This is a genomic window from Chelatococcus reniformis (assembly GCF_014640075.1).
GTDB classification, from domain to species: Bacteria; Pseudomonadota; Alphaproteobacteria; order Rhizobiales; family Beijerinckiaceae; genus Camelimonas; species Camelimonas reniformis.
Genome location: NZ_BMGG01000003.1, coordinates 369,444 through 380,315, shown reverse-complemented (window position 1 = coordinate 380,315; position 10,872 = coordinate 369,444). Strand labels below are relative to the sequence as shown.

The window sequence follows — 10,872 nt, the reverse complement described above, 5'->3', positions numbered from 1 at the left end:
CCAATGTGGCGAGTCGACCACTGTCGGCTGTCCTCCTTGCAAGCGACGGCGGCGCGATCGGCCGCAGTGTGGTCCCGAGGGCCGCATGCAACTGATCACAATGACTTAGAGGTCGCGGTGCCGGCATGAAAGTTACATCGCTGTAATGCTGGCCGGCCACGAAAGCGCCACCGCTGCGATCGAGGGATGGCTGATGACGTCAACGGAGAGGGCAGACGTGGAGGACGGGAGCGGGAACGAGCACGGCCGGTGGTTGGCAGCGGTCTTGGCATTGACGGCGGCAAGCTTCGTCTTGCAGATCGCCGGCGCCTGGGCCGGCGGCAGCCTCGCTCTCGGCGCTGGCGCCGCGCACATGTTCGCCGATGCCGCGGCGCTCGCCGTCGCCCTGGCGGCCCTGCGCTCCGGCTGTCAGCCGCCGGACGACCCGCGCGCCTTCGTCTACCGCCGTTTTCAGCTCCTGACGGCCGGCTGCAACGTCGTGCTGCTGGTGGCCGCGATGGCCTGCATCATCGGCTTCGGTGCGCTCAGGTTGTTGGGGCAACCCTTCGTCGACCCCACGGCGCTGGTGCTGGCCGGGAGCCTCGCCCTGCTCGTCGATCTGGCCCGCACCGGCCTGCTGGCGGAACGTCGTGGCTTCCGCGCCGGCGCGCTGGCGGCCGCCCGCGACGGCTGGCACGAAGGGCTCGATTCGCTGGCGATCATCGTCGCCGGTGTCCTGATCTGGCTGAGCGGATGGGCTTGGATCGACACCGTGGTCGCCGCCGGTCTCGCCGTTCGCCTCCTGCCGCGGGCGTGGGCGCTGGCCGGCGATGCGACCCGAGTGTTGCTGAACGGCGTTCCGTACGGGCCCACCCTCGCTGAGATAAGGGCGGAGCTGAGGGGTGTCGACGGGATCGCCGACATCCACGACCTCCACCTTTGGGCCACCGATCAGCAGGAGACCCAGGCGTCGGTCCACCTCGCGCTCGTCGACGCGGCCGAGCTGGAGAGCATTCGCGTGGCAGTGATCCGGATCGTCAACGACTTCGGCATCAAGCATGTGACGGTTCAGCTTGGCCGCCCGGCTGTCACCGCGCGAGCGCGGCGGTAAGGCTTCGGCCGCGCCTCAAGGGCTCCGCGCTGCGGCCCGCGCCCGGCCGCGAGCGCCAAAGCGAAGCTTGAGGGCGAGCGCGGCGGCCAAGCCGCTGATCGCCAGCGCCAACGACAGGTAGAGCGCGCCCGCCGGCCCAAAGCGCTCGGGGATGAACGCGAAGGCGAGAGGTGCGGCGGCAGAAAGGATAAAACTGGGTGCGAGCAGGCGGCCGACGACGGCGCCGTAGCTTCGGTGGTCGAACAACACCAGCGGCAGCGCGCCGCGGGTGATCGTGATCAGGCCGTTGCCGGCCCCGTACAGGAAGGCGAAGCCGATCGAGGCGAGGCTCGTCTGGCCACCCAACAGGCCCGAGGCGAACGACGCCACAATCATCGCCATGGCCGACAGGTTGAGCGTGAGTGGATCGGTGCGGGCCTGGAACACGACCTCGAGCGCCCGCGCGGCCGACTGGCCGACGCCGCGCAGCGCGCCGACCCATACCGAGGCCGATGCCGTCAGGCCGAGGCCGGCCAAAATGGCGATCATGTGGGACGACATGGCGGCGTTGAGGACATTGGTGGTGGCTGCCAGGCTGGCGAACAGGACGGCGGCGACCGTCGCCTCTCGCCCGGCCGAGGCAAGCGGCTCCGGAAGGGGTCTGCGATCACTCCCGGCCGGTGCGTCCTCGCCATAGCGCCTGTCCGACAGCGCCGCGTTAAGCGGGATGCAGAGCAATGCCAGGCCCGCGAAGACCCAGAGCGCGCCGCGCCAGCCGAGGTGGGTGGTGAGGACGGCGCCGAGCGGCCAGAAGGTCGTCGAAGCCAGGCCGCCGAGCAGGGTGATCTGGGCCATCGGGCGGCGCGCCTGCGGGCCGCCCGCGCGCGCCAAGGCGGCAAAGGCGGCATCGTATAACGTCAGCCGCATCGCGACCCCGAGGCAGGTCCACGCCGCAACGTAGAGCGCTACGCCATGGCAGGAGGCGAGGGCGGCACAGCCGAGCGCGTTCAGCACCGCGCCGGCCCCCATTACCCGGCGGCCGCCGTAGACGTCGATGAGGCGTCCGGTGGTGCCGGACGTGAGGCCCATCACCAGCAGGGCGAGGCCGAAGCCGCCGTAGACCAGATTTTGCGACCAGCCGAGCTCGGCGGCTATGGCGCTGCCGAAGCCGCCAATCAGATAGTAGGACGTGCCCCAGGCGATCATCTGCGCCAGCCCCAGGCGCAGGGCGGGGCTGCATGCGATCACGACCCGGGCCGAGCACCGAAGGGCGTCGTCGTGTCGGCCAGGCCGAGCGGCCGCTGCATCAGCACGGTGTCGACCCACCGGCCCATCTTGAAACCGACCGAGGTCAGCGTGCCGACGGCGCGAAATCCCATGCGCCGGTGCAGCGCGATCGACGCGGCGTTGTCGCTGTCGCCGATCACCGCCAGCATCTGCCGCCATGGTCCGCGTTCGCACCGCTCGATCAATTCCGCCAGCAGAGCGCTGCCGAGGCCGTGCCCCCCCATCCCGAGCCGCACGTAGACCGAGTTCTCCACCGTGTGGCGATAGGCCGGCCGCAGCCGGTAGGCGGTTGCGTAGCTGTAGCCGACGACGGCGCCGTCGATGTCCGCCACCAGGTAGGGCAGGCCGGTGGCTTCGACCGTCGTCCGGCGCGCGCGCATCTCGGCGGCCGAGGGCGGCTCCTCCTCGAAGGTCGCCAAGCCGTGCCGCACGTAATGCGCATAGATGGCGCAAACGGCCTCCATGTCCGCATCGATCGCCGCCCGCACCGTGGCCGCCGGCCACGCTGTGCACCCTGTCTCGCCCATGCCATTCGTCCTGGTCCCGGTGACGACCTTGTTGCATGACCCATTATGATAAGGGTAGCTTTGTCATCTTATGCCGAGCATGAGTTTTTCTTTGAGATGCGGACCCTCAATCTCGACCAGCTCAATACCTTCGTGGATGTGATCGAACTCGGCAGCTTCTCGGCCGCGGCCGAGCGGCAGGAGCTCTCTCAGCCGGCTGTCAGCCTCCAGATCCGCCAACTCGAGCGCCGCCTCGGAGTGCCCCTGATCGAGCGGGTGGGGCGCACCGCGAAGCCCACGGCCGCGGGGGCCGATCTGTTGGCCCACGCCGCTCAGATCGACGCGGCGGTGGCCGCGGCCCTCGACGCCATGACGCAATACCGCAGCGATGCCATGGGCCGGGTGCGGCTGGGAACCGGCGCCACCGCCTGCATCTTCATGCTCCCGCCGATCCTGCGGCAGCTGCGCGAGCAGTTTCCCGATTTCGAGATCGCTGTCAGCACCGGCAACAGCGGCGACGTCGTGAGGGCCGTGGAGGAGAACACGATCGATATCGGTCTGGTGACGCTGCCGGCCTCCGGCCGGATGCTCGAGGTGACGCCGCTGCTGCGCGACGAATTCGTGCTGATTGCGCCCCCTGGCGCCCCTATGCCGCGGCGGCCCGCGCCGTCGGAGGTGGCGCGAATGCCTCTCCTCATGTTCGAGGGTGGCAACACGCGCCGCATCACCGACGAATGGTTTGCGCGCGGGCAGGCGCCGCTCAGGCCGGCGATGTCGCTCGGCAGCGTCGAGGCCATCAAGGAGTTGGTGAGCGCCGGACTGGGCTATGCCGTCCTGCCGGCGATGGCGGTACGCCCGACCGATGGCGGAGCCCGCTTCAGCGTCCGCCCGCTGGCGCCACGACTATACCGCACGCTTGCCATCGTGGTGCGCCGGGACAAGCGAATGACGCGTGGACTGCGCGAGCTCGACCGCGCGCTGCGACGCCTGGCGACTCAGGGCGCCGATTGACGGCGACCGTCGCCCCGTCGCCTGCGATGACGAACTCGACGTTGAGGGGCGGGCTAGACCACGGCGGCCGGTCCAACGGCGAGAGGCGCAGGCTCAAACGAGTGGGCTGCGCCCCCATTCCACGGGCGAGGAGTTGCTTCGGCCACCCACTGGCTTGGGCTGAGTCATCTCCTCGGCGCGGCGCGCGATCCAGACCTGCGCCGCCTCCTTCGTGCGATAGGGGCCGATCACCGGTCGGTTCTTGTCCATTACCCACCAGCCCGGGGGCATCCCTAAGCGATGGGCTTCGTCAGGCTTGAAGTGATGGGGTTTGTGCAAGGCGTCGTCCTCCCGAGACCACGAGAGGAAATGCCGCAACGGATCATTGGTTCCATCGGTTTTCCGGGCGTCAATGCAGATGCTAGCGTCCCGCCTCGATGAGCATCCAGATTCGAGACGAACTGGCCCAAGTCGCCCGGGCAAAGATCCTGGACGTGGCAAGCGAGCTGTTCTTTCGCAACGGCTTCACGCAGACCACGATCCAGGACATCGCCGATGCGCTCGGTGTCGGTAAGCCGTTTCTCTACAACTATTTTTCCGGCAAGGCCGACATCCTCGCCGGTGTCGCCGGGCGCACCACGGCGTTCGCCGCGGCCATGGCGCGGGACGTGGTGAGCGGAGAGGGCGCGCCGAGCCAGCGTCTGTCGCGGCTCGTCTACGAGCTGACACTGAGCGTCATCGAGGGGCGCACCTACCTCGGCGTCATGTTCCGCGAAGAGAAGCACCTGCCGGACGCTGCGGCGCGTGCGCTCGGCGACAACCGCAGGGCTTTCAATGCCGCGCTGCGTCAACTTTTGGAGGAGGGCGCCGCGGCCGGTGAATTCGCCGTTGAAGATCCTGGGGTGGTGACCGAAGGCCTGACCGGGATGACCACCTGGATCTTCTCCTGGTATCGCCCCGGCGGCCGCCTGCCGCCCGAGGCCGTCGCCGGCCAGATGGCCCGCATGGCGTTGCAACTGGTCCGCGCCGGCGGCTGAGGGTCGGCCGTTGCACGATCGGCGCTCCCCCAGCGCCGAACGGCGGAGCCTTGACGAAAACCCGTCGGTACGATTACGTAACAATTGGTTTTAGCCCTTCGCGGCAACGACGCCTGAGCTGCCCCAGAAGCAGCCGGCTCACAGGGAGGATCGCTATGATGCAGGGTGGATTTCTGCTGACGTTCGCAGCCGTGCTGGCGGCGGTCGCAGCGCCGGCCATGGCGCAGGTCTCAGATAACGTCGTGCGCATTGGCGTGCTCAACGACCAATCCGGCCCCTATGCCGACCTTTCCGGTCCCGGCTCCGTCGTTGCAGCGCGCATGGCGGCCGAGGAGTTCGAGGGCAAACTCGGCGGCGCCAAGGTCGAGATCGTGGCGGCAGACCACCAGAACAAGCCGGACATCGGCTCGACCATCGTGCGCGAGTGGTTCGACACGCGCGGCGTCGATGCGGTGGCCGACGTGCCGACGTCGTCGGTGGCCCTGAGCGTGCAGGAGGTGGCGCGCCAGAAGCAGAAGATCTTCCTTGTTTCGGGCGCGGCGAGCGAGGCCATGAGCGGCAAGGCCTGCTCGCCGTTCTCGATCCACACGGCCGACGATACCTATGCGCTGACCCACGGCACAGTGAAGGCCGCCGTCGAGAACGGCGCCGACACCTGGTTCTTCATCACCGCCGACTACACCTTCGGCCATCTCATCGAAGAACAGAGCCGCAAGCTGATCGAGGCTGCGGGCGGCAAGGTGCTGGGCGCGGTCCGCCACCCGCAGAATACGCGTGACTTCGCTCAGTACGTGCTGCAGGCCAAAGCGTCCGGGGCCAAGGCGATCGGGCTTGCGAATGCCGGCGCCGACACGGTCAACGCCATCAAGCAGGCCGGCGAGTTCGGGCTGTACGCCGGCGGCCAGCGCCTCGTCGGCCTGATCCTGTTCATCTCCGAGATCAAGGCGCTCGGCCTCAAGGATGCCCAGGGTCTGCTGCTGACCGAGGGCTTCTACTGGGACATGAATGACGAGGCACGCGCCTGGTCGAAGCGGTTCGAGGCGCGGTTCGGGCGCATGCCGACCCGAGAGCAGGCCACCACCTACGCCACCATCGTGCACTATCTGAAGGGCGTCGCGTCGGTGGGCACGGACGACCCGGTCAAGGTGATGCAGGCGATGAAAGCCGCGCCCATGGCCTTCTTCGGCCAATCCGGACCGATCCGCGCCGACGGCCGCTTTGTCCACGACCTCATGCTCTACCAGGTCAAGTCGCCCGAGGAGTCCAAGGGCGAGTGGGACTTCTACAAACCGGTCCGCGCCATTGCCGGACAGGACGCCTTCGTGCCGCTCGACAAGAGCGAATGTCCGCTGGTCAGGGGAGGTCAATGAGCTCGATCAACGCAAAGGCGCAAGCTAAGCCCACGGCGGCCGGGCAGGCGCCCTCGCCCCATGCCGACAAGCTGGCCGAACTCGCCGCCTGGAACGTCAAGGCGTTGTCCATGGGAGGGCCGGCGCGCATCGCGCGCCAGCACGCTCTGGGCAAGCTCACCGTGCGCGAGCGGGTCGACGCTCTGTTCGACGCCGGCAGCTTCGAGGAGTATGGCCGGCTCACCTCGCACTACGCCATGGATGCACCGACGCTGGAGGAACTGACGCCGGCGGACGGCGTCGTCATGGGCTTCGGCTTGATCGAGGGCCGAGCCGCGGCCGTCGTCGGCGAGGACTTTACCGTGAAGGGCGGCTCGCACGGCGTCGTCAACGCCCGCAAGAAGCTGCACGCGGTGCAGATGGCGCGGCGCGAGCGCGTGCCGTTGATCTGGCTGCTCGACGGCGCCGGCGCGCGCGGTCAGGAACTGATGAACGACGGCCTTCCGGACGTGACCCACTTCCTGGAGATCGCGCGGCTGTCCGGCACGGCGCCGCAGGTGGGCGTCGTGCTGGGCCCGTGTGCCGGCGACGCCGCCCTGGTGGCGGCGGCGTGCGAATTCGTGATCATGCGCAAGGGCACCGGCATGCTCGCCGCGGGCGGGCCGCCGGTCGTCAAGGCGGCCACCGGCATCGACGTGACCAAGGAGGAACTCGGCGGCTCGCAGCTGCACTGCGAGGTCTCCGGCGTCGCCGACAACGAGGCGGAGACCGACGAGGAGGCGCTGGCGCTGGCGCGGCGGTTCCTGTCGTACCTGCCCCACAACGCCTGGGCCTATCCGCCGCGCGCCGCGCCCTGCGAGCCGGAGCCCGCCGATCTCGACGCCATCGTGCCGGCCGAGCTGCGGCGGCCCTACGACATGCGCAAGCTCGTCCGCGCGCTCGTCGATCGTGACAGCTTCTTCGAGATCAAGCCCGCCTATGCGCGCATGATGTTGACCGGATTTGCCCGGCTGGACGGCCACCCCATCGGCATCATCGCCAACCAGCCGATGGTGTACGCCGGCGCCATCACCGCGGCGGCGGCCGACAAGGCGAGGCACTTCGTCGAGCTGTGCTCGGCCTATCACGTGCCGCTGCTGTTTCTCCAGGACGTGCCCGGGGTGATGACCGGCCCGCAAGCCGAACGCGAGGGCACGCTGCGGGCCGGGCTCGCCCTGGTGCATTCGCTCGCCTGGGCGGACGTGCCCAAGGTCACCGTCGTCGTCCGCAAGGCCTTCGGCTTCGGCGCCTGCGCCATGGGCGGCTGGGGCGGCGAGCAGAGCCTCGTCGTCGCCTGGCCCACGGCCGATTTCGCCTCGCTGCCCGTGCAGGGCGGCGTGGCCGCCGCCTTCAAGAGTGAGATCGAGGCGGCCGCCGATCCCGTGGCCTACCAGCGGGAACTGGAAGCACGCTTCGCGGTGGGTACCGGGCCGCTCAATGCCGCGGCCCGCTTCACCGTCCACGACGTCATCGCGCCCCGGGACACGCGGCGGCGCGTGTTGCACGCGTTTGCACTCGCCCGCTCGCGCCGCACCGCGGCGCCCGAGCCGGTTCCGCGTTACGGCGTGACGCCGTAGCATCACGTCGTCGAGCGGCCAGGGCTACACAAGGGCCGCCGGGGAGGAGGAGACATGATGGCTGACGAGGCTGCCGTGCGGCGCGACCCGCGCATTCCCGCGGCGAATGATTGCGTGCTGCGCAACCTGCTGGAGCGCTGGGCCGGCGAAAAGCCCGATGCACCCTATGCGGTCTTCCACGGCGGGCCGACGCTCACCTTTGCCGACATGCGCGATCGGGCCGCCGCCACGGCGACAGGCCTGGCCGCGCTCGGCGTCAAGCAGGACGACACAGTCGTCGTCTGGCTGCCGAACGGGCCCGACTGTCTCAAGGTGTGGTTCGGCATCAACTGGCTCGGCGCCGTCTACGTGCCGATCAACACCGCCTACAGGGGGCGGCTGCTCGAACACGTGCTGGCCAACTCCAACGCCCGCATCGTCGTCGCTCATGCCGATCTGCTGGAGCGGCTCGACGGCATCGATCTGGCGCGCGTCGAGCGCGTCGTTGTGGTCGGCGGCACCCCGCGCCCCATTGCCGGGGCCGAGGTACTGCCTGCCACGAGCCTCGACGGCGATGCCGCGGCGCTGCCGCCCCTGGCGCGGGCCATCGCCCCGTGGGACACCCAGTCGATCGTCTACACCTCCGGCACCACGGGCCCCTCCAAGGGCGTGTTGTCGAGCTACGCCCATCTCTTCGCCATGGCGGGGCGAGATGGCTTCTCGATGGTGGGGACGGACGACCGCTACATGTGCAACCTGCCACTCTTCCACGTCGGCGGCACCATCCCGGTGATGGGCATGCTGGCGCGCGGCGGCTCGGTGTCCTTCATCGACCAGTTCACCACCGATGGCTTCTGGGCAAGCATCCGCGAGACCGGCACCACGGTGGTGCTGCTGCTCGGCGCCATGGCGACCTTCGTCGCCAAGCGGCCGCCGGGGCCGGGCGATCGCGATCATCCGCTGCGGACGGTGATCATCGTGCCGTTGGCGGAGGATGCGCCGGCCTTCGCGGCCCGCTTCGGGGTCGCAGTCTACACCCTCTATAACATGACCGAGATCTCGACGCCGCTGGTCTCCGGGCTCAACCCGGCCAAGCTGGGCATCTGCGGGCGGCCGCGGCCCGGCGTGTCGCTGCGGATCGTCGACGACAACGACTGCGAGGTCGCGCCGGGTGAGGCGGGCGAATTGATCGTGCGCACCGACGGGCCGTGGGCGCTCAACTCCGGCTATTTCCAGAACCCGGAGGCGACCGCCAAGGCCTGGCGCAACGGCTGGTTCCACACCGGCGACGCCTTCAAGATCAACGATGACGGCGATTTCGTCTTCGTCGACCGCATGAAGGACACCATCCGCCGGCGCGGCGAGAACATCTCCTCGTTCGAAGTGGAGGCCGAGGTCGCCGCGCATCCGGACGTCAACGAATGCGCCGTGGTGCCGGTGCCGAGCGAACTGTCGGAGGACGAGATCCTGTGCGTGGTGGCGCCGGTGCCCGGCCGCAGCATCGATCCGGCCGAGCTGACCGCCTTCCTGCTGCCGCGGCTCGCCCATTTCATGGTGCCGCGCTACGTGCGCATCGTCGCCGCCCTGCCGCGCACCCCGACCGCGAAGATCCAGAAGCACCTTCTGCGCTCGGAGGGGCTCGCCGCCGACGTCTGGGACCGGGAGGCGGCCGGCATCCGCGTCCGCCGCGAGCGGATCGGCGCCGGCGCGGGCTGAGGCGCACGGCCGCGCGATGGCCCGACAGGCCGGAGCGTCATGTGCCCCGGCCTTGGCCCGCAGGTCCGTCTCAGGCCTTGGCCGTCATCGGCTCGCCGAAGGACGACCAGGTCTCGCCTTCGAACTTCATGAGATAGACGGTCCTGAGCGGGTAGTGGTTGTCGGCCGAGGTCGACACCTTGACGCCCGGCAGCAGCATCGGCGCCGCCAGGTCGCGGATGTCGAAGGCCTGCCTCATGACGTTCTCGCGGGTCATCTCGCCGCCGCAGGCGAGCAGCACCTGATGCAGCGTGTAGGACACCGCGAAACAGAAGGCGGTGGCGTTCTCGGATTTCGACACGGACGTGTTGTAGGTGTCCATCCAATGGAGCCAGGCCTTGTAGTCCGGGCTCTGGTGCCATTTGGGATCGGTCGGATCCTTCATGTAGTTGATCGAGATCATGCCCTGGCAATTCTCCAGGCCCGCGGCGCGCAAGGTCGGCATCGAGATGCTGGTGCTGTTCATGTAGTGGACGACCTTCCACTGCATCTCCGCCACCTTGCGGATGGATTGCGCGGCGAATTTCGGCGAGCTGATGTTGAAGAACACGTTGGCGCCGGAGGACTTCAACTTCACCATCTGCGAATCGACCGTGGGATCGCTGATCTCGTAGGTGGCGAGCTCGGCGATCCTCTCGCGGCCGCCGAGGCCGGCGACGAAGCCGTTGAAGTAGTCCTTGCCGAAGTCGTCGTTCTGCATCAGCACGGCGACCTTGGGATCCTTGATGGTCGCCAGCATGTGCTGGGCGATGATCTGGCCCTCGGCGCTGTACGGGGGCTGGAAGCCGACGGTCCAAGGATACTCCTTCGGATTGCCCCATTTGGAGGCGCCGGAGGTGATGAAGAGGGCGGGGATCTTGCGGGCCGTGAGGTATTTCGCCACCGCGCTGTTGGCGGCGGTGCCGACGTTGTTGAACATGCAGAACACCTCGTCCTGCTCCACCAGGCGGCGCACCGCCTCCACCGTCTTGGGCGGAGAATAGGCGTCGTCCAGCGCGATGATCTCGACCTTGCGGCCGTTGATGCCGCCCTGGGCGTTGACCATGTCGAAATAGGCTTTGTCCGACGTGCCGATGATGCCGTAGGCCGATGCCGGGCCGCTGAACGGCACCGTCGTGCCGATGCGGATCAAGGTGTCGGAGACGCCCGGGTCCTTGTAGGAGCGCGCCAGCGCCGGCCGCGCAATGCCGCTCGCCAGCAAAGCCGCTCCCGTGCCCAGCACGCCGCGGCGTGTGAGGTTCACCATCGTTTCCTCCCGATGCTCGTTATGTGAGGTCGCCGGGC

Annotated in this window: 9 protein-coding genes; 6 read left to right on the top strand and 3 right to left on the bottom strand. The window is 68.7% G+C overall.

The features are described 5' to 3' along the window. Window positions 1-193 precede the first annotated feature (193 nt). Window positions 194-1,090 carry a cation diffusion facilitator family transporter gene (locus IEW34_RS09845; RefSeq protein ID WP_188608990.1) on the top strand — a complete coding sequence of 299 codons (897 nt, stop codon included), beginning with the start codon at window positions 194-196 and terminating at the stop codon, window positions 1,088-1,090. Window positions 1,091-1,105: 15 nt separating this feature from the next. On the opposite strand, the gene IEW34_RS09840 is transcribed toward IEW34_RS09845, so the two are convergent. Together IEW34_RS09840 and IEW34_RS09835 are read right to left on the bottom strand one after the other, a co-directional pair. Further along, window positions 1,106-2,317: an MFS transporter gene (locus IEW34_RS09840; RefSeq protein WP_244641901.1), complete on the bottom strand. Its 1,212-nt coding sequence runs from the start codon at window positions 2,315-2,317 to the stop codon at window positions 1,106-1,108. After that, a complete protein-coding gene (locus tag IEW34_RS09835; protein WP_188608989.1) occupies window positions 2,314-2,883 on the bottom strand; it encodes a GNAT family N-acetyltransferase in 570 nt (189 codons plus the stop codon). Before IEW34_RS09835 ends, IEW34_RS09840 begins: the two co-directional genes overlap by 4 nt. Window positions 2,884-2,979: 96 nt before the next feature. On the opposite strand from IEW34_RS09835, the gene IEW34_RS09830 reads away from it, so the two are divergent. The 5 genes from IEW34_RS09830 to IEW34_RS09810 all read left to right on the top strand — a co-directional run bounded on the left by IEW34_RS09830 (window position 2,980) and on the right by IEW34_RS09810 (window position 9,549). Continuing rightward, window positions 2,980-3,873 carry a LysR family transcriptional regulator gene (locus IEW34_RS09830; protein WP_188608988.1) on the top strand — a complete coding sequence of 298 codons (894 nt, stop codon included), beginning with the start codon at window positions 2,980-2,982 and terminating at the stop codon, window positions 3,871-3,873. A gap of 416 nt (window positions 3,874-4,289) precedes the next feature. After that, window positions 4,290-4,889 carry a TetR/AcrR family transcriptional regulator gene (locus IEW34_RS09825; protein WP_188608987.1) on the top strand — a complete coding sequence of 200 codons (600 nt, stop codon included), beginning with the start codon at window positions 4,290-4,292 and terminating at the stop codon, window positions 4,887-4,889. A 158-nt stretch (window positions 4,890-5,047) separates the two neighbouring features. After that, window positions 5,048-6,259, top strand: coding sequence for an ABC transporter substrate-binding protein (locus IEW34_RS09820; RefSeq protein ID WP_188608986.1), 1,212 nt, complete (start codon window positions 5,048-5,050; stop codon window positions 6,257-6,259). After that, window positions 6,256-7,854, top strand: a complete 1,599-nt coding sequence (locus IEW34_RS09815; protein ID WP_188608985.1) for an acyl-CoA carboxylase subunit beta — start codon at window positions 6,256-6,258, stop codon at window positions 7,852-7,854. Before IEW34_RS09820 ends, IEW34_RS09815 begins: the two co-directional genes overlap by 4 nt. 57 nt (window positions 7,855-7,911) lie before the next feature. Then, window positions 7,912-9,549: an AMP-binding protein gene (locus IEW34_RS09810; RefSeq protein WP_210324478.1), complete on the top strand. Its 1,638-nt coding sequence runs from the start codon at window positions 7,912-7,914 to the stop codon at window positions 9,547-9,549. Between the two features lie 70 nt (window positions 9,550-9,619). Here IEW34_RS09810 and IEW34_RS09805 read toward each other — a convergent pair whose 3' ends face one another. Next, window positions 9,620-10,834: an ABC transporter substrate-binding protein gene (locus tag IEW34_RS09805; protein ID WP_188608983.1), complete on the bottom strand. Its 1,215-nt coding sequence runs from the start codon at window positions 10,832-10,834 to the stop codon at window positions 9,620-9,622. Window positions 10,835-10,872: the final 38 nt, after the last annotated feature.

Bases quoted from the DNA above. Each gene is read 5' to 3' on its own strand.
- IEW34_RS09805 (WP_188608983.1), bottom strand. From the start codon at position 10,834: ATGGTGAACCTCACACGCCGCGGCGTGCTGGGCACGGGAGCGGCTTTG.
- IEW34_RS09810 (WP_210324478.1), top strand. From the start codon at position 7,912: ATGGCTGACGAGGCTGCCGTGCGGCGCGACCCGCGCATTCCCGCGGCG.
- IEW34_RS09825 (WP_188608987.1), top strand. From the start codon at position 4,290: ATGAGCATCCAGATTCGAGACGAACTGGCCCAAGTCGCCCGGGCAAAG.
- IEW34_RS09845 (WP_188608990.1), top strand. From the start codon at position 194: ATGACGTCAACGGAGAGGGCAGACGTGGAGGACGGGAGCGGGAACGAG.
- IEW34_RS09815 (WP_188608985.1), top strand. From the start codon at position 6,256: ATGAGCTCGATCAACGCAAAGGCGCAAGCTAAGCCCACGGCGGCCGGG.
- IEW34_RS09835 (WP_188608989.1), bottom strand. From the start codon at position 2,883: ATGGGCGAGACAGGGTGCACAGCGTGGCCGGCGGCCACGGTGCGGGCG.
- IEW34_RS09830 (WP_188608988.1), top strand. From the start codon at position 2,980: ATGCGGACCCTCAATCTCGACCAGCTCAATACCTTCGTGGATGTGATC.
- IEW34_RS09820 (WP_188608986.1), top strand. From the start codon at position 5,048: ATGCAGGGTGGATTTCTGCTGACGTTCGCAGCCGTGCTGGCGGCGGTC.